This is a genomic window from Nonomuraea sp. NPDC003560 (assembly GCF_042878785.1).
In the GTDB taxonomy this organism is placed as follows: Bacteria; Actinomycetota; Actinomycetes; order Streptosporangiales; family Streptosporangiaceae; genus Nonomuraea.
In genome coordinates, this window is record NZ_JBIAOF010000012.1 from 1 (window position 1) to 17,688 (window position 17,688).

The following is a 17,688-nucleotide window of genomic DNA, read 5'->3' on the forward strand; positions in this document are numbered from 1 at the left end:
GGTAGCGCTGCGGGGGCATTCGGCCACCTTGGCTGCCCGCGAGCTGGTCGTCACGCTGCCACGCCGCGCATAAACGATCTTCTCAAACACGCTCTGAGGGGCGGTCACGTGGGTGTACCGCTCGCTGTCATCTCCATGTGGCCAAGGAGCCCCTGGACGACGCGGATGCAGCAATGTGGCGGCGGTGTGCGCGGGCGTCGTGGACCTGTACGTCGCGGACGCCGCCTCCTTGAGGTCGCTTCCCGCTCTTTCCAGTCCTTGGTGCGCTCGATCGGTATGTTGCTTAGCGGCGCATACGAGATTGTGAATTTCCCGACGGTCCCCCGCCTTTCACGCTCGGTGTCTGCGGTCTCGCGGTGTGCCATGAGCTGGGGGGAGGAGTTCGGGCGAGCAATGGAGGGTTAGCTGCCCTTACGCTGACAGAAGACCAGGTGAGCAGGTCCAGCACTACAAGCATGCCGACCGGCGCCGTTGTCGTTGCTCGGCCGGCATGGTGCCGGTTATCCGGCATTTCCTCGAACTGTGACGTTGTGCTCGGCCCACGTGTACGCGAAGACGGCGTTGCCTCCCCCGTACACCTTGTACGTGTACTGACCACCCTCGGTCGGTGTGTCGGTGAAGCCGAAGGCTCCATCGCTGTCCACGGTCAGGGTCCCCAGCACTGTGGTCACGGTGCCCTTACTGTTAGAAACAGTACGCAGCACCCCGAACAGAACATCCTGCGGAGGAGCCTGGTCGCCCGCGGTCAGCGTGCCGCTGATCTGCAGCTGCTTATCGGTGTGTCCCGTCGTCGGTCCGGACAGGGTCAGCGACAGTGGGTGCTGAGCTACCGAGACCGTCGTCGAGACCTTGCTCCACCGGAAGTTCGAACTGCCCTCCCAGAGCACGTCATAGGTGAGCACTCCGGACACCGGCGGGGTGTCCGTGATGGTGAATGTGCCGTCTTCTGCGGTTGTCACACCGGCCACTGTCGCGCTGGTGCCGTCGGGCAGCTTGCGGGTCACCACTAGCGGCTGCGTGCCAGAAGCGGAGCCGTCGGACAGCGTGAGCTTGCCGGTTACGGTGAGCGGTTTGAGCGCTGTCCCGGCGGCCGGGGGTGTCAGGGTGAGTGTGGATGCCGGAAGGGTGGTGCCCTCCGCCCGCCACAGGCGGAGCCGTCCGGCAGACGTGAACTCCCTCACTACGCCGAAGACGTCATGGCCCGAAAAGGCGAGCGTCCCTGGGAACAGGTCGCCGCCGGCTCCGTCGGCCTTGTAAATCTGTGTTGTCGTTGTCGTGTCGTAGAGCGCAATGGGTACGCCGGACGTTCGGCCGGCCGCCACATGGGCGCCGTCTGGGCTGACCGTGACGGCTACCGAGGTCCCCGGATCCGTCGGCGCCGAACCATATGCATGGACCCTGGTCAGGTTGGTGGAGTCCCAGCCGTCGAATCGCTGTGGGAAGTTGGCCGCCGAGATGATCATCGAGCCATCCGGCGTGATGGCGAGATCGTTCAGGAAGTCCACACCGCTGTCGAAACCGTCGATGACGCCACGCAGGGCGGCGGGGGTCACGTTCACGTCGTAGACCATGAGGTCGCAGGCGTTGTGGCCCGTCTCACCGATCACCAGCGTGCTCCCGGCCGCCGCGATCAGCGGGGTGCCGTACATGTTGCCCGCAATCCGGACCGGCTCCGGTGTGGCCGCTGACAGGTCGAGGCCCAGAACCCCACCGTTTTGCTGGTTGGCACAGCCGTATCCGACCCACAAGCGGTTGCCGGACAGCGACAGGTTCGAGGGGCACGAGTACTCGGCGAGCTCGATGCGTCGGATGACGGTGAGGGTGGCGGCGTCAATCTCCGCCACCTGCGTCGAGCCGCTCAACGCTGCGTACAGATGGGTGCCGTCCGGTGTCACGGCAAGGCCTGAGGCCCCGGACAGGCTGGCGATTGCGCCCAAGAGCGTGCCGCGGGAATCCGCGACGACGATCTGGTCGTCCCCTGAGACGAAGACCCTGCCACCGCCTGTGGCCACATCCCTGGCCTTCACCATGCCATCAAGGTAGGTAGTGGAGTCGGTTGCAGATGCACTGGGCGCCAGGGCAGTAGCAACGCTAGCCGTCATGGCCAGCGCGCTGCCGAGGGCAGCCATTCGGCGTATGAATCGAGTGATCAGGGGCCTGCTGGCACGAACTGGCGCTGGGGGTGAGGGGCGCACTCGTACTCCGCTCAGGAGGGGGTGAAATGGGGAACAAAGCATCCTGATCAAGCCAGAGTGGTGCAGATCCGGTCAAGATGTACAGTCAGTGATCGTAAAAAACATAGAACTCTTGTTCGCAGTCCTTGCGGGGTCTCCCGTGTGGGCAAACGACTTCGCGCACGGAAAGCGTCCTCAGGTCTGGCCGATGTCACTTTCAGTGATCGTCGCAGGTAGTGCGACCCTTAGATCGACATCGAAACGTGACAAAGGGGGCGGCGAGTGCGGGCTGGCGTGACTGCTGCCTCTGACCTTCGAGCACTGGCAGCATGGCTATGCCGGGCAACGTGAAGCTGCGGGCATCAGCAGCTGGGTGGAGGTGGCGGGGAGCACTTGCCGGGTTCAGGCCAGCAGCGCCGCGGCCACATGACCTGGGCTCAGCCGGGTGTGCTCCAGTGCGATCACCGCAGCCATGGGGCGCGGTCCGAGGCCGGGAACCTGATGAATCGAAGGTCTGTGGGTTACGCACATGAATCCTCGGGTGCGAACCGCTGACGGGCGCCTACGCGGCATGGCCCTTTCTGCACGAAGTCATGAGCGTGATGATCGCACGCCTTCGGCGTTGTCTCCAGGGCGCGATTGCCCGAGCGAACCTTGTCTCCGGCGGTGGCTCGTCAGCGCTGGGACTGCTGCTGGCGGTTCGGGCGTCTTTCGTACATATGTACGAGCCCCTAGTCTGTCGCGAGCATGGAAGTCGGGCGATCGAACAAGAGGGACGCATGGGGGTCTTCTACAACTATTGCCGGGCGGCGAACAGGCAGGCCGCTGTGGAGAAGCCTGATAACCCACGTGCGGTTGAGAAACCCATGCCGGGGGTGGCCACGTTCGACGCCGTGGACGCCAAGTGGATCGACCCCGATGTGATTCTTGGCCGGCTCATAGCGTTTGCAAGAGACGTTCCGTACAGCCTGGACCTGGTGCGGACGACCACCGTCTATCCGCCGCCCGAGGGCGCTCCGGCGACGATGGAGGAGTGGGAGGCCCTGCCCGATGACTCCCCTTATAAGGACGGGCCGGGAATCGAAGAGCTCCCTGCGGACGTGCGCGACACGTTGGCCGGCGTCCCGGACGGCAGGTTGGACGAACTCGTCGAGCAATGGGAGCAGATCGAGGAGTTCGCCTTCGTGCCACCGGGCGATGGATACCTGCTGGAGATCCTTACCGGGCTGCGAGGTCTTGCGCAGCGGGCACAGGCGGAAGAGCAGATGATCTATTGCTGGATGGGCATCTAGTCTCCGCCGGTGCCGGGGTTCGAGCCCATGGCACCTTGTTCTCAGCGGCTGCCGTGCGGGCACGGCCCGGGCGTGCCGGGGCGGTGCTCAGAACTGGACGTTGGTCATCGTGTACCAGGTCGGGGCGAACGTCAGCAGGACCAGGGCCACCAGGACGGCGAGGGCGCCGAGTACGCGCCGGGTGGTGAGGGGCGCGGGGGAGATGGGGCGCTGCTTCCATCGTCCGGCCGTGAGGAAGGCCGCGACGCCGCCCAGGAGGAGGTTGGCGGGGACCAGTTCGTACTCGCCGCGCAGGATGTGGAAACCGGCCGCGAGGATCATCGTCAGCGTCAGACCGGCGGCGGCGAGCGGCGTCAGCATCGGCTTGACCTTCGTCATCGCCGGCAGGATCAGGCCGATGCCGCCGAGCACCTCGACGATCCCGATGAAGACGATCAGGGACTGCGGCACCGCCGCGTACCAGGCCACCGCCCGGGGTGCTGTCGCGAACAGGGCGTCGTCGTACAGCAGCACCTTGCCGAAGCCGCTGCCGGCGAAGAAGAAGCCCCACAACGCCTGGAGCGACCAGAGGGCGCCGTTGAGGGTGAACCTCATTCTGCGCGTCCTGGGCTGCTGCTCGATGTCCGTGATGCTGACGTGGTGGCTCATGTCCTGTCACTGCCTTTTCTGATCGGATTCGCGGGGAACTCGCCGGCGCTTCGTGCCTTCGTCAGTACGTGGTGAGCGGTGCGTGCTGACGGGGCTTATCCGAACACGGAGGCGAGGTCGTGCGCATCGTCCGTGGGACAGGGTGGGACATGGGGGAGGCGGCCTACCTGCGGAAACGCGAGTTTTGCCGTGACCGCGGGATGGGACGCTCGGCGGTGGGGCGGGCGCCGCAGGGTGGGGAAGGTGTTCCTGCGGCGCCGAACCGCGGCCCGGCTTCCGGGCGTCAGTCCTGGAGGACTGAGAGGACGTTTCCCGCCGGGTCGGTGAACCAGGCGATCAGGGGGCCGCCGCCGCGGAAGATGCCCTTCTCGTCGGTCTTCAGCTGGTCGTAGCGCTGAAAATGCACGCCGCGGGCCGCCAGGGCGTCGACGGCCTGCTCGATGTCCTCGACCGGGAAGTTGAGGATGGTGAAGGTTGCGGGGACGTGGTCGGGTTTGGGGTAGACCAAAATGTCGGTGCCGCCGGCGATGTGCAGGGTGAGCAGGCCGTTCGACTCCGACACCGCCAGCCCCAGGGTGTCGCCGTAGAACGCCTTCGCGGCGGCCAGATCGTTGACGGAGAATCCGCTGAACGCCTTCGTCTTGCCGAACATCGTCACATCGCCTTCCGGTGGTCCTCGCTGAGCTGGATGATCTGGACGTAGTTGCCGTCGGGGTCGATCGCCGTGGCGAACAGGCTGCCCTCGCGGTCTTCCAGCTCGGCCAGCCAGGACACGCCCGCCTCCTCCATCCGGGCGACGATCGCGCGCGCGTCGGGGACGTCGAAGTTGAGTATCACCCGTCCGGGCTCGGGATTCTTGTCCGCCACGTCGGCCCGGGTGTCGATGATCAGGTGGAAGTCGCCGAACGTGAGCACGCCGTAATGGGTGACGTCGGTGTCGGACTCGGGGTCGAGCACGGTGGCGTACCAGGCGCGTAGTCGGGCCGGGTCGGTGCTGGCCAGGAGCAGGCTGTTCAGGTTGGGGCGCGTCATCGGGGCCTCCCGGTGGTCGGTGCGGCGGAGGGGATCCGCTTTCGGGAGGGCAGACTCGGCCGGGCGCGGGAACTCATCGGTGGCGCGCGAACGGATTTCCTGAGGGTGCCGGGTGGCCCTGGAGGAGGGCGGGGGTCAGGCGGTGCGGAGGGTCAGGCCGTACGCGCTCAGGATCTCGTTGACGGGCTGGAAGTACGTCGTGCCGCCCGTGCTGCAGTTGCCGGAGCCGCCCACGGTCACGCCCTGGGCCTGGCCGCCCGAGATGAACGGTCCGCCGGAGTCGCCGGGTTCGGCGCACACGTTGGTGCGGGTCAGGCCGTACACGGTGCCCTGCGCGTAGGTGACGGTGGCGTTGTGCTGCTGGACGGTGCCGCAGTGCCAGCCGGTGGTCGGGCCCCCGCGGCAGACGGACGCGCCCACCGTCGCCTGGACCGAGCCGCGTACGGTCACCAGCGTCCCGCCGGGACCGCGGACGTACGGCTGCGCGGTGTACCCGGGGGTGGCGACCCACGCGTAGTCGTTGCCCGGGAAGGACGAGCCCTGGAAGGTGCCGGCCGGTGACTTGACCAGGTCGCCGGTGTGCCCGCAGTGTCCGGCGGTGACGAAGCCCGGAATGCTGCCCTTGGTGACCGAGAAGCCGATCGTGCAGCGCATCGAGCCGACGTAGAAGGGGTCGCCGCCGATGATGTCGGCGTACGTGCGGGGCAGTTCGGCGGACGGCGCCACCACGACGGCCGCACTGCGCGCCGCCGCCGCCAGGGCCGCGGCCGGTGAGGACCCGGCCGGTGAGGACCCGTACGGTGAGGACCCGGACGGTGAGGGGACCTGGAGGACGACCCGGTTCGCGCGGACGTCGGCGTACCAGAGGGCGGGCCCCGTCCGGATGCGGCGGGCGGCCTGGTCCAGGCGGCGGACGACGGCGTCCAGCTCCGACAGCGAGTGCCGCACGACGACGGGACGCGCCCCCCGGGCCGAGATCGCGGCGGTCCGATCGGGGTCGGTGGTGGCGACGACGAGGGCGGAGGCGTCCTCGGTCAGCCACGATCCGCCGTAGGAGTCGCCCAGCGAGGTGGCCAGTTCGGCCTCCAGGGCGGCGGCATGCCGCTCGTTCGCCAGCCGGGTGACCACCGCGGGCTCCGAGAGGCCGAGGTCGCGCGAGAGCGCCTCGATCACGGGGTCGGACGCCGCGTGGGCGGGGGTGGCCAGGCAGGCGGCCACCAGGGTGATGCCTGCCACTGCACAGCGAAACATGCCGCCGCTCCTCGATGGGGGGTTCTGTCACGGTAACGGCTGACAGACAAATGAGGAGATACCAAATATTTCCTATTAAGGCGATATGCCCGTCCTTCCGGCCACCGGCCACAAATAGAGATTTTTCGTCCTAAAGTTGTAACTGGTGGTATGTCGGTATCGTATTGGGCCTGGAGGTGTTCCCTATGGGTAATGGTGTTCGTCATTTCGCCGGGGCCGCGGTGGGGGTCGCCGCGATCCCGTTGATCGCGGCCGGTCTCCTGTACGGACCCCGCGCGACCACGTCCGTCCCCGACTGGACGGCGACGGCGGCGCTGGCGGGGACCGCGGTCCTCATCGGAATCCTGGCCGGTTCCCGGATTTCCCCGGTCGCCTCGCTGCTGCCCGGCCTGGCTTTCACGGCCCTGGCCGGGGCGACGGTCGTGCGGGCCGCCACGGGAGGCGACCGGAGAATGGGATTCGACCTGGTGCCCGCCGATTATCTGGACGCGTACGCGGCATTGCTGAATACCTGGTCGTTGGTGGTCGGCGGCATTCTGCTGACCGCTTCGCTGTTCCCGTCCCGCTGGCGGGCGCGCCGGGGCGGGACGCCGGCTCCGGAGAAGGAGGGGGAGGAGCCGCCGCCGCTGCCCAAGCGCGTCCCGTTCGCGTCGAAGAGGATCACATCGGCGCGACCCGCTCCCGGGCCAGCCACAGGGCGATGACCACGTACGGCAGGACCAGGAGGGCGAACGTCGTGCCGTGGGACAGGAACGGCGATCCCGCGCCGTAGACCGTGTAGACGGCCAGGGTGACCACGTTCGTGCCGAGCCCGGCCACCGACGTCACGGTGGCCCGCTGATCGCCCGAGACGCGTTCCTGCAGCCGCGTGTCGGCCACCACGCCGGCCATCTGGAACGCCCCGAAGGCGCCGGCGACCAGCACGAATCCGGCCGGATGCGGAACCAGCGCGCCCGCCGCCATGGCCACCGCGGCCAGCCCCAGGACCAGCGCGAACGACCGCTCGCTCAGGCGGCGGGCGGGCCCCGCCAGCAGGCCGCCCGCCGCCGCCCCGACCCAGACGGCCAGGACGAGCAGCGGAACGGCCGTCCTGGACGCGCCGGTCGCGGCGGCCAGGAAGGGCACGTACTCCTCCAGAGCGCCCCAGATCGCCGTCACGACGGAGATCAGGACGATCGCTTCGAGCACGTTCCGCTCGGTACGGGCCTCGGCCACACCGGCCCGCAGAACCGCGAGATACCGCCCGTCCGAATCAGTGGACGTCTCAGTGGACGTCTCAGTGGACGCCGCTCGGGCAGGACGCCGCTCGGGCAGGGTCAGCGCGGTGGCGGCGCACAACAGGCAGGCCGCCACGCTGGCCGCCCCCACCGCCGGATAGCCGCCGACCGCGAAGACGGGCGTGGCGAGGGCGATCGCCGACGCGGCGGCGGCGATGCCGATCGAGTGGGCCCGGCCCATGACGACGGCGTACCGGCCCTGGAGGCCCCGGCGTTCGAGCTCCTCGTACGCGAGCGCCTCGAAGGCGCCCGAGACGAGCGCGCCCTCGGCCCCCCACAACACGAAGCCCAGCGCGAAGGCCCAGTAGGACGGGAACAGCACCCACAGCCCGAAGCCGACGCCGGCCAGCAGCGGGCCCAGGAACAACAACAGCCTGCGGGACACCGCGTCGGCCCAGGCGCCGGAGGGGATCTCCAGCACCATGCCGGTCACGGACCAGATGACGAACAGCGAGGACGTCTCGGCCACCGAGAGCCCGGAATCGGTGAACAACAGCGTGTACACCGGGTAGAGCAGGACGAACTCGCCGAGGAACGTGTAGACGTAAAGCTTGGGGACGAACATGCGGCCCTCTCGGAAGGGGCGGACAGGGACTCCGTCTGGTGCTCGGCACCTCGGAGGCCCGCGCGCGCTCCTGCCGCGTCGGCCGCTGGTGGTTCATCAATGTCGCCAGTGCATGCCCGGAGTCTAACCCCGGCCCGCCTCCCCGCGCTCGCCCGTACGCGCTAGGCGGATCTGGCCGGCTCCTCGGGCCGCGGGATCCACTTGTGCGCCCAGGTGACCAGCTCGTCGAGCACCGGGCGCAGCTCCTGGCCCATCTCCGTCAGGTGGTATTCGACCCGCACCGGCGACGTGGCCAGCACTCGCCGCTCGACGAGCCCGGCCGTCTCCAGCTCGCGCAGCCGGCGGGCCAGCATCGTGTCGTTGATGCCGGGGATGGCCGCCTTGAGGTCGGCGTAACGATGGGCGCCCTTGAAGATCATGTGGATCAGGGCTCCCGACCACCGGGCGCCGATCAGTTCGAGGGCGACGTGGAACCGGACGCAGACGGAATGGGGGCTCACGGGCAGATCCTAGCATTTGCTAAGAAATGTTTAGTTACTCAATAATGTTGAGGTATCAACTACCCGAGGAGGAACCCCATGGACAAGCCAGTCCTGCAGATCATCGTCGCCAGCACCCGTCCCGGCCGCGCGGGGCGCGAGGTCGCCGAGTGGTTCAGGAGCCGGGCCGTCGCCGCCGGCCAGTTCGACGTCGAGCTGGTCGACCTCGCCGAGGTGGGCCTGCCGTTCCTCGACGAGCCGAACCACCCCAAGCTCAAGCAGTACGTGAACGCCCACACCAAGGAGTGGAGCGCCACCGTCGAGCGGGGCGACGCCTTCGTGTTCGTCACCCCCGAGTACAACCACAGCTTCACGGCCGTGCTGAAGAACGCCCTGGACTACCTGCACCACGAGTGGCAGCACAAGGCGGCGGGGTTCGTCAGCTACGGCGGGATCTCCGGCGGCACCCGGGCGGTGAACGGCCTGCGTCAGGTCGTCAGCACGCTGAAGATGATCCCCGTGGTCGAGGCCGTCAACATCCCCTTCTACCAGCAGTTCATCGCCGAGGACGGCACCGTGGCGCCCAACGACGTCATGATCGCCGCCGCCGACGCCATGCTCGCCGAGCTGGCCAAGCTCACCGGCGCGCTGCGTCCCATGCGGCTGGCCTCCGCCTGAGCTACGCTGCCGGTCGTGGCGCTGGCAGTGGATGTGGTGGTCCGTTACCGCAAGGCCGTGACGTACGGCGTGCACGCGGTGCTCGCCGCCCTGGAGACCTCGGGCGTGGAGCACCGGCAGCTGCTGGGCGTCACCCCGGAGGAGACGGCGGCCCACATCGCGGCGAGCCGGGCCGACCGGGTGCTCGTGCTCTGGTCGTTCTACTCGCCGGACGCCGAGGCCATGGCCGCCGAGCTGGCCGCCGTCAGGTCGCTCAGCGACGGCCGGGGGCTGCACATCGCCGGCGGCGTGCACGCCACCGCCGAGCCGCAGCAGGTCCTCGACGCCGGCTGGGACCTGGCCGCGATCGGCGAGGGCGAGTCCACGATCATCGCCCTGGTCGAGGCGCTGCGGCGGGACGAGCCGCTGACGACCGTGCCGGGCCTCGCGGTCAAGGACACCGACGGCGTCGCGCTCAGGACGCGCCCGGCCCCGCAGCTCCCGCTCGACGCGTTCCCGTCGTTCCTGGGGCGTAAGGGGCCGATCGAGATCACCCGGGGCTGCCGGTACACCTGCCGGTTCTGCCAGACGCCGTTCATGTTCGGCGGCCAGTTCCGCCACCGGTCGGTGGCCAGTGTGCGCGAGCACGTCAAGGGCATGGTCGAGCAGGGGCTGCGGGACGTGCGGTTCATCACGCCGACCTCGCTCTCCTACGGCTCGCCGGGCCCCGACCCCGATCTCGGCGCGGTGGAGGAGCTGCTGGCGGGGGTCAAGGAGGAGCTGCCGCCGCACGGCCGGGTGTTCTTCGGCAGCTTCCCCTCGGAGGTGCGGCCCGAGCACGTCACGCCGGAGGCCATGCGGCTGCTCAAGCGGTACGTCGCCAACGACAACCTGATCATCGGCGCCCAGTCGGGGTCCGACCGGGTGCTGGCCGCCTCGGGCCGGGGGCACGGCACCTCGCCCGTGCGCGACGCCGTCCGGATCGCCGTCGAGCACGGCTTCAGGCCGAACGTCGACTTCATCTTCGGCATGCCGGGGGAGTCGGAGGAGGACCAGCGCCAGTCGCTCGTGCTGGCCGGCGACCTGGCCGAGCTGGGCGCCCGCATCCACACGCACACGTTCATGCCGCTGCCCGGCACGCCCTGGCGGGACGCCGAGCCCGCGTTCATCCCGCTCGCGACCATGCGGGAGCTCGACCGGCTGGCCCAGCGCGGCGACGCGTACGGCCACTGGCGCCGGCAGGCCGAGCACTCGGCCCGGCTGGCCGAGACGGCCAAGGCCTACCCCCGCCGCACCCGCCGCCGCCGAACGGACTGAGGGGCCGCGAAACGCCACGCCACGCCGACGCCGACGCCGACGGAACGGAGACGGAGACGGAGACGGCAAGCCGAGCACGCGCAGGACGACCCGACTGCGTCCGACCGGCACGCGCGGCGGCGGGCCGGTCAGTCGTCGTCGGTGAGTCGTTCGAGTGCGCGGTTGATGGAGTCGCCGAGCGGCCGCAGAACCTCGGAGAGCGCCTCGGCCAGCGGCCTGAGGATCTCCGTCGCCTCGTCCAGCAGGTCGGGCGACTTGTGCTCGGGAGGCGCCCAGCGCATGGCGTCCGCGCTCAGCGTCTCCCATTCGTCCACGACGCCGTCGATGGCGTCGAGGACGTGATCCGGATCGTTTGGCATGACCCTCTCCGGAACAAATCGGTCGGATACCTGCCACGGTACCTTCAGGCCGGGATCGACACCCCAACCCCGCCCCGGGTCTGCGCGCCGTACCGCTCCTTGTCGGCGGCCAGGTCGAGCGGGCGGATGGCGGACCGGGCGGCCAGGGTCTCCTCCGTGATCAGCGCGGCGGGCACGAGCCAGGAGACCTCGAACTCCAGGCCGTCGGGGTCCTTGGCGTACAGCGCCTTGGTCGTCCCGTGGTCGGAGGCGCCGACGAGGGAGCCGAGCTCGCTCAGGGTGACCGCGATGCGCTCCAGCTCGTCGAGCGTGTCCACCTCCCACGCCAGGTGGTAGAGCCCGACGGCGGTGCGTCCGGCGGGCGAGGAGCCGGCGCCCGCGCCGATCTCGAACAGCCCGAGGTCGTGGTCGTTGCTGGAGCCGGGGGCCTGGAGGAACGCGGCGCCGCGCATGCCCATGACCACCTCGAATCCGAGCGCCTCCCGGTAGAAGGCCACGCTGCGCTCCACGTCACGGACGTAGAGGACCGCGTGATTGAGCCTGTGGACCGGCATGGTCGTCCCCTTTCACCTGTTTCTCCCGGCCAGAGTATATGAGAGTTCAACTAAAATGAGAGGGTGACTCGATGGCTGGATCCGGACGAGCAGCAGACCTGGCGTGACTTCCTGGCCGCCGGTCAGCTCATCAACGAGGCGCTGGACCGGCAGCTCCAGCGCGAGGCGGGTATGCCGCACACGTACTACATGATCCTGGTGGCCCTGTCGGAGGCGCCGGACCGGTCGATGCGCATGAGCGAGCTGGCCGCCAGGGCCCAGAGCTCCCAGAGCCGCCTGTCGCACGCCGTCGCCCGCCTGGAGGAGCGGGGCTGGGTGCGCCGTGAGCGCTGCCCGGCCGACGGCAGGGGCAACATCGCCGTCCTGACGGACGAGGGGTTCGCCACACTGGCCGCCACCGCTCCCGGTCACGTGGAGGAGGTGCGCAGGAGCCTGTTCGACGTCCTCACCCCCGAGCAGGTCCGCGAGCTCGGCGCGATCTGCTCCGCCGTGCGGGACACGCTGGAGCGGTAGCGAGCGAACTGTCATGGCCAGGCCGTAGCCTCTCCCGGTAGCCGAACGAGGGGATTGCCGATGCACGACACCGAAGAGGCACTGTTCCGGACGGTCCACGGCATCGCCGGGCTGATGGCGGGCCAGCCCGTGCCCGTCGTCATGGAGGCGTTGCTGCGCCACCTGCCCAAGGCCCCAGGTCTCGAGGTGGTGGAGATCCGCAAGATCGCGGAGGAGATCAGCGTCGGCCGCGACCCCTCGGGGCTGTAAATCACCCGAATTGCCCCTGAACGTCGCTCCCGCGCGGGGATACCATCTCAACCATCTCGCGCGGGACACGCATAAGGAGTTCGGGTGACGCTGGTCGCTGGGGTCGATTCCTCCACGCAGAGCTGCAAGGTCGTCATTCGCGAGGCCGAGACGGGCGCGCTGGTCAGGCAGGGCCGCGCCGCCCATCCGGCCGGCACCGAGATCCACCCCTCCCACTGGTGGACCGCGCTGCTGCGGGCCGTCGAGGAGGCCGGCGGGCTCGCCGACGTCGCCGCCATCAGCGTGGCCGGGCAGCAGCACGGCATGGTCTGCCTCGACGAGGCGGGCGAGGTCGTGCGCGACGCCCTGCTCTGGAACGACACCCGCTCCGCCCGGGCCGCCGCCGACCTGGTGGCGGAGCTGGGCGGGCCGGGGGCCTGGGCCGACGCGGTCGGCTCGGTGCCCGTCGCCGCGTTCACCGTGGCCAAGCTGCGGTGGCTGGCCGAGCACGAGCCGGACAACGCCCGCCGCACGGCGGCGGTCTGCCTGCCGCACGACTGGCTGACCTGGCGCCTGGCGGGCGCGCTCGCCCTGGGCGACGGCTCCGGGCGGGGCGGCGGCTCCGGTTCGGGCAACGGCTCCGGCCGGGGCGGCGGCTCGGGTCCTCGGGGCGGCTCCGGCTCGGGCTTCGATCTCGCGGCCTGGCGCGACGCGCCCCCGCCGCCGCTCGACCTGCTCACCACCGACCGGGGCGACGCCTCGGGCACCGGCTACTGGTCCCCGGCGACCGGCGCCTACCGCACCGACCTGCTCAAGGCCGCCTTCGGCGCCGTCCCGCTGCTGCCCCGGGTGCTGGGGCCCGCCGACCGCGCGGGCGATCCGGCGTCGGCCGGGCCGCTGCTCGCGCCCGGCACGGGCGACAACATGGCGGCCGCACTCGGCGTCGGTGCCGGGCCGGGCGACGTGGTGGTCTCGCTCGGCACGTCCGGGACGGTGTTCGCGGTCGCGGAGACGCCCAGCGCCGACCCCACCGGCGCGGTCGCCGGGTTCGCCGACGCCACCGGGCGTTTCCTGCCGCTGGTGTGCACGCTGAACGCCGCCCGGGTCCTCGACGCCGCCGCCGGGCTGGCCGGGGTCGGCCTCGACGAGCTGAGCGACCTCGCGCTCCGGGCCCCGGCGGGGGCCGGCGGGCTGACGCTGGTGCCCTACCTGGAGGGGGAGCGCACCCCCAACCGGCCCACCGCGACCGGCTCGGTCCTCGGGCTCACGCTGGCCACCTCGACCCCGGCCCACCTGGCCCGTGCGGCCGTCGAGGGCATGCTGTGCGGCCTCGCCGACGCCCTCGACGCGCTCGGCACCCGTCCTGAGCGGGTGCTGCTGATCGGCGGCGCGGCCCGCTCGGAGGCCGTACGCCGCGTCGCGCCGACCGTTTTCGGCGTGCCGATAGCGGTGCCGCCGCCCGGCGAGTACGTCGCCGACGGCGCCGCCCGCCAGGCCGCCGCCCTCCTCACGACCCCCGACTGGCGGACCGAGGACACCGAGACCTACGACGCCCCGGCCGTCCCGGAGATCCGCGCCCGCTACGCCAGGGCCACGTCCCACGTGCTCGACTGAGGGCTCTGGTATCGGGTGAAAAAGCCTCGCAGTTGACAATTCCTTAGAAGTCCGGATGCGTGTCGGACGTACTGATCGCGGCCGTACGAAGCGATGCTGCGATCAGCGTGGTGTGCGGAACCACGGGTGTCTTGCCTGCGAGAGGGGATCCGGCGATGAGACGGGCACCGAGGAGTGCCGTCCACCCCCGGGGGCCGGGGAGGGGGACTCAGGGGTGGACTCAGGGACGGCTCGGGGGTGCCACCGGATGTGCCGGCACGCCTGCGGGCGCGAGAGTTGGGCACATGACCGCAGTGCCGAACAGCAGAGTGAGAGTCGCGAGAGCGCCCTGGAGCGTGAGTCTGAGGGCCCTCATGACCCCGACGAGGCTCTACCCCCTGATCGCCTGTGCATCGATCGTGTTCTCGGTGGTCGCGATCCTGGTCGGCCACTTCGGGCCCGACCCCTACCTCGACCCCATGAACGTGACCATCAGCGAGTACGCCGTGACCGACCGCGGGGGCGTCACGGAGGTCGCGATGGCGGTGCTCGGGCTCGGGTCGCTCGCGCTGCTGACCGCGCTGCGGAGGATGGGGGCGCCGATCCGGGGGCTGCCGGAGAAGCTGCTCATGGTGTGGTCGGCGGCGCTGGTCGTGGTGGCGGTCATCCCGACCGTCCCCCTCGGTCTCGATCTCGACGTCGCGGCCCAGGTTCACCGGTACGTGTCGATCGCGGCGTTCGTGAGCCTGCCGGCCGCCGGGGCGCTGCTGGTGCCCAGGCTGACCGCGGACGTCCACTGGAAGCCCGTCGCGCGGGCCGTGGAGTGGGTGGCGCTGGCGGGCGGGTTCGGACTGCTGGCGATCACGTACGTGGCCCTGCCGGGGGAGCGGGTCATGATCGGCCTGGTCGAGCGGCTGCTGCTGGGCGCCGAGGTGTCGTTGCTCGGCCTGCTGGCGGCGTGGGCGCTGTGGCTGACGTGGTCGCCGGCCCGCGCCCCGAAGCACCCAGTAGACGCAAATTTCCCGACATATCACAGATTTATCGCTAGTCGATCTTAATCTCGTCCGTTTCGATGCTATTCTCTCCCGCGATCTTCTATGCGGGAGCAGGTGTCATGGCATCGGGCAGATCCATCCGATTCAAGATCTCGACGCTGCTCGTCATCCCCTTGATCTCCCTGATCGCGCTCTGGGGCTTCGCCGCGAGCACGACCACGGGTGAGGCGCTGAACCTCTTCAAGATCGATACGATCTGGTCGACTGTGATCAACAACGCCGACGGCCTGGTCTCCAGCCTCCAGACCGAACGCCTGGCCTCCGCCGAACGCCTCGCCGGCACGGCGACCGAGCAGGGCGCCCTGACCAAGGCCCGCGCCAAGGTGGACGCCGCCAGGAAGACCCTGCGCGAGCAGGCCCTGTCGGAGGACGCCCAGTCGGCGATGACCGACGACATGAAGAAGCAGTTCCAGGTCGTCCTGGACACCGTCGACCGGCTGCCGGAGGTCCGGCGCAAGGTCGACGAGCGCAGGATCACCCCCGGCAACCTGGTCACCGAGTACGCCAAGGTCTCCGACGAGGTCCACCTGCTGTACTCCCGGCTGACCGTCAGCACCGACCTCGAACTGTCCCTCCAGGCCCACGGCCTGATCGCGGCCGACGAGGTGCGCGAGCTGCTCAGCCGCGAGAACGCCCTGGTCGTCGCCTCCAACGGCCGCCCCTCGATGCACGACGTGCACCTGCTGGCCGGCATCGACGGCACCCGCACGTTCCTGTTCCCCAAGGCTCTGGCCAACCTCGACACCGAGCTGCGGGCGCCGTTCGAGAAGCTGTTCTACTCCTCCAGGTACATCACCATGGAGAGCCTCCTGCGGAGCTTCGTCGCCGGCCAGCCGGCCGACATGGACCTCTGGCGCGGCATCGCCGACCAGGTGCTCAAGGAGTACAGCGAGGCCGTCTGGGACACCGGGGACAAGCTGCTGGGCCGGATGCAGCCGGCCGGCGTGGTCATCGTGGTCAGGGCCGCGATCGCGGGCGCGCTGGGGCTCATCGCGGTGGCCTTCTCGATCTTCATCTCCGTCCGGGTGGGCCGCAGGATCACCAGGGAGCTGGCCACCCTCCGCCGTACGGCGCTGGACCTGGCCGAGGTCAGGCTGCCCGACGTGGTGTCGAAGCTGCGTACCGGCGAGCGGGTGGACATCGACGCCGAGGCGCCGCCCATCAAGGTCGGCGACAACGCCACCAGCGAGGTCGCCGACCTCGCCGCGGCCTTCGACAGCGTGCAGAGCACCGCCGTGGACGCCGCCGTCGAGCAGGCCAGGCTGCGCGAGGGCGTGTCCGAGGCGCTGCGGAACCTGGCCAGGCGCAGCCAGTCGCTGCTCCAGCGCCAGCTCAGGATGCTGGACGAGATGCAGCACCAGACCGAGGAGCCCGAGGCCCTGGAGCGCCTGTTCCGGCTCGACCACCTGACCACCCGCATGCGCCGCCACGCCGAGGGCCTGGTGCTGCTCTCGGGCGGCACGGCGGGCCGCAGGTGGCGCGGCGTCATCCCGGTCGAGGACGTGCTGAGCGGCGCCGCCGCCCAGGTCGAGGAGTACACCCGGGTCCGGGTCTACCCGATGCCCGAGTGCGGCGTGTCCGGCTCGGCCGTGGCCGACCTCATGCACCTGTTCGCCGAGCTGATCGAGAACGCGACGTCGTTCTCCTCGCCCGCCAACGAGGTCTCGGTGCGCGGCGAGATGGTCGGCAGGGGCTTCGCGGTCGAGATCGAGGACCGCGGCCTCGGCATGGACGAGGAGACCCGCAAGTCCATCAACGACCGGCTGGCCAGCCCGCCCGAGTTCGACCCCGCGCAGACCGAGCGGCTGGGGTTCGCGGTGGTCGGCATGCTGGCCGCCCGGCACGGCATCAAGGTGACGCTGAAGCTGTCCCCGTACGGCGGCACGACCGCCATCGTGCTCGTGCCGGGATCGCTGGTCGAGCCCATGGCGACGCCGGTGCGGCCGATGGAGTTCGAGCCCGTGTCCGTCTCCGTCCTCCGGTCCGAGCGGCCGGTCGACGCGGGGGAGGCGACCGGGCCGGGCGAGCTGCCGCGCCGGGTGCGCACGAGCAAGCGCGCGGGGCCGGCGCCGGGCGAGGGGCAGGACCTGCCCCGCCGCGACCGGCAGACGGGCCTGCCGCAGCGGCAGCGGCTCAGGCAGGCGCCCCTGGCCGCGCCGACGCCGCCGGCGCCCGTGGCGCCCGTGGCCGACGAGCGTTCTCCTGAGGAGACCAGGGCGCTGCTCTCCTCACTCCAGTCCGGATGGCAGCGGGGGCGGCAGGAAAGCGACCAGGATGGGGGTTCCCGAGCGTGAGCGGCGAGCACGAGTGGGTTGACGAGGAGGCCGGGCCCGTCGTCCGGCCGTACGCCGTGGCGCGGGGGCGCACCAGGCCCTCGTCCCCGGCCCTCGATCTGCTGGCGACCGTCGTCTCGACGGGACGGCCCGCGCCGGCCAAGGCCGAGCTGAGCGGCCAGCACCGGCGGCTGATGAGCTGCCTGTCCGGTCACTCCAGGCCCGTCGCCGAGGTCGCCTCGGAGCTCGGGCTGCCCGTGGGCGTGATCCGGGTGCTGCTCGGCGACCTGCTGGAGTACGACCTGATCGACGTGCGCCCGCCGCGCGACAAGACCGCCACCCCGACGGAGAGCCTGCTCCGCGAGGTGATCAACGGGCTGCGCGCGCTCTAGCCCGGCGGCGGGCCGCGCCCGCCCGGGTT

Annotated in this window: 19 protein-coding genes; 10 read left to right on the forward strand and 9 right to left on the reverse strand. The window is 70.2% G+C overall.

Annotation, left to right across the window (positions count from 1 at the left end):
* Positions 1–500 precede the first annotated feature (500 nt).
* Complete coding sequence (locus ACFYUV_RS37505) at positions 501–2,030, reverse strand: hypothetical protein (protein WP_387677496.1); 1,530 nt, start codon at positions 2,028–2,030, stop codon at positions 501–503.
* A gap of 923 nt (positions 2,031–2,953) precedes the next feature.
* Here ACFYUV_RS37505 and ACFYUV_RS37510 point away from each other — a divergent pair.
* Complete coding sequence (locus tag ACFYUV_RS37510) at positions 2,954–3,466, forward strand: hypothetical protein (RefSeq protein WP_387677499.1); 513 nt, start codon at positions 2,954–2,956, stop codon at positions 3,464–3,466.
* Between the two features lie 87 nt (positions 3,467–3,553).
* Here the strand turns inward: ACFYUV_RS37510 and ACFYUV_RS37515 are convergent, their stop codons facing one another.
* The 4 genes from ACFYUV_RS37515 to ACFYUV_RS37530 all read right to left on the reverse strand — a co-directional run bounded on the left by ACFYUV_RS37515 (position 3,554) and on the right by ACFYUV_RS37530 (position 6,397).
* Entirely contained in the window at positions 3,554–4,114 is a 561-nt protein-coding gene (locus tag ACFYUV_RS37515) for a DoxX family protein (RefSeq protein ID WP_387677502.1), read from the reverse strand.
* A 283-nt stretch (positions 4,115–4,397) separates the two neighbouring features.
* Positions 4,398–4,766, reverse strand: a complete 369-nt coding sequence (locus tag ACFYUV_RS37520) for a VOC family protein (RefSeq protein WP_387677505.1) — start codon at positions 4,764–4,766, stop codon at positions 4,398–4,400.
* 2 nt (positions 4,767–4,768) lie between these two features.
* Positions 4,769–5,146 (reverse strand): VOC family protein, encoded by a 378-nt coding sequence (locus tag ACFYUV_RS37525; protein WP_387677508.1) that lies wholly within the window; start codon positions 5,144–5,146, stop codon positions 4,769–4,771.
* 135 nt (positions 5,147–5,281) lie between these two features.
* Positions 5,282–6,397 (reverse strand): S1 family peptidase, encoded by a 1,116-nt coding sequence (locus ACFYUV_RS37530; protein ID WP_387677511.1) that lies wholly within the window; start codon positions 6,395–6,397, stop codon positions 5,282–5,284.
* A gap of 164 nt (positions 6,398–6,561) precedes the next feature.
* Between ACFYUV_RS37530 and ACFYUV_RS37535 the strand changes: the two genes are divergently transcribed.
* Positions 6,562–7,101: a hypothetical protein gene (locus tag ACFYUV_RS37535; RefSeq protein ID WP_387677514.1), complete on the forward strand. Its 540-nt coding sequence runs from the start codon at positions 6,562–6,564 to the stop codon at positions 7,099–7,101.
* On the opposite strand, the gene ACFYUV_RS37540 is transcribed toward ACFYUV_RS37535, so the two are convergent.
* Positions 7,058–8,239, reverse strand: a complete 1,182-nt coding sequence (locus ACFYUV_RS37540) for an MFS transporter (RefSeq protein WP_387677518.1) — start codon at positions 8,237–8,239, stop codon at positions 7,058–7,060. The genes ACFYUV_RS37535 and ACFYUV_RS37540 overlap by 44 nt on opposite strands.
* 161 nt (positions 8,240–8,400) lie before the next feature.
* Positions 8,401–8,739, reverse strand: a complete 339-nt coding sequence (locus tag ACFYUV_RS37545; RefSeq protein WP_352357614.1) for a helix-turn-helix domain-containing protein — start codon at positions 8,737–8,739, stop codon at positions 8,401–8,403.
* 78 nt (positions 8,740–8,817) lie between these two features.
* Between ACFYUV_RS37545 and ACFYUV_RS37550 the strand changes: the two genes are divergently transcribed.
* Together ACFYUV_RS37550 and ACFYUV_RS37555 are read left to right on the forward strand one after the other, a co-directional pair.
* Entirely contained in the window at positions 8,818–9,396 is a 579-nt protein-coding gene (locus tag ACFYUV_RS37550; protein ID WP_358290706.1) for an NAD(P)H-dependent oxidoreductase, read from the forward strand.
* Positions 9,397–9,411: 15 nt separating this feature from the next.
* Positions 9,412–10,692, forward strand: coding sequence for a TIGR04013 family B12-binding domain/radical SAM domain-containing protein (locus tag ACFYUV_RS37555; protein WP_387677523.1), 1,281 nt, complete (start codon positions 9,412–9,414; stop codon positions 10,690–10,692).
* 128 nt (positions 10,693–10,820) lie between these two features.
* Here ACFYUV_RS37555 and ACFYUV_RS37560 read toward each other — a convergent pair whose 3' ends face one another.
* On the reverse strand, positions 10,821–11,051 hold the full coding sequence (locus ACFYUV_RS37560) for a hypothetical protein (RefSeq protein WP_352318077.1): 231 nt from the start codon (positions 11,049–11,051) through the stop codon (positions 10,821–10,823).
* Between the two features lie 44 nt (positions 11,052–11,095).
* The gene (locus ACFYUV_RS37565; protein ID WP_358290701.1) at positions 11,096–11,605 is read right to left on the reverse strand and encodes a VOC family protein; all 510 of its coding nucleotides are present in this window, start codon (positions 11,603–11,605) and stop codon (positions 11,096–11,098) included.
* A gap of 63 nt (positions 11,606–11,668) precedes the next feature.
* Here ACFYUV_RS37565 and ACFYUV_RS37570 point away from each other — a divergent pair, with 63 nt between their 5' ends.
* The 6 genes from ACFYUV_RS37570 (at position 11,669) to ACFYUV_RS37595 (ending at position 17,659) form a co-directional block, all read left to right on the forward strand.
* Positions 11,669–12,118, forward strand: coding sequence for a MarR family winged helix-turn-helix transcriptional regulator (locus ACFYUV_RS37570; RefSeq protein ID WP_387677528.1), 450 nt, complete (start codon positions 11,669–11,671; stop codon positions 12,116–12,118).
* A 60-nt stretch (positions 12,119–12,178) separates the two neighbouring features.
* A complete protein-coding gene (locus ACFYUV_RS37575; protein WP_387677531.1) occupies positions 12,179–12,367 on the forward strand; it encodes a hypothetical protein in 189 nt (62 codons plus the stop codon).
* 84 nt (positions 12,368–12,451) lie between these two features.
* Positions 12,452–13,960 carry a xylulokinase gene (locus ACFYUV_RS37580; RefSeq protein WP_387677534.1) on the forward strand — a complete coding sequence of 503 codons (1,509 nt, stop codon included), beginning with the start codon at positions 12,452–12,454 and terminating at the stop codon, positions 13,958–13,960.
* A gap of 353 nt (positions 13,961–14,313) precedes the next feature.
* On the forward strand, positions 14,314–14,997 hold the full coding sequence (locus ACFYUV_RS37585) for a DUF998 domain-containing protein (protein ID WP_364327722.1): 684 nt from the start codon (positions 14,314–14,316) through the stop codon (positions 14,995–14,997).
* Positions 14,998–15,053: 56 nt separating this feature from the next.
* A complete protein-coding gene (locus ACFYUV_RS37590; RefSeq protein WP_387677538.1) occupies positions 15,054–17,288 on the forward strand; it encodes a nitrate- and nitrite sensing domain-containing protein in 2,235 nt (744 codons plus the stop codon).
* Complete coding sequence (locus ACFYUV_RS37595) at positions 17,285–17,659, forward strand: DUF742 domain-containing protein (protein WP_358290686.1); 375 nt, start codon at positions 17,285–17,287, stop codon at positions 17,657–17,659. The genes ACFYUV_RS37590 and ACFYUV_RS37595 overlap by 4 nt, the downstream gene beginning before the upstream one ends.
* Positions 17,660–17,688 lie beyond the last annotated feature (29 nt).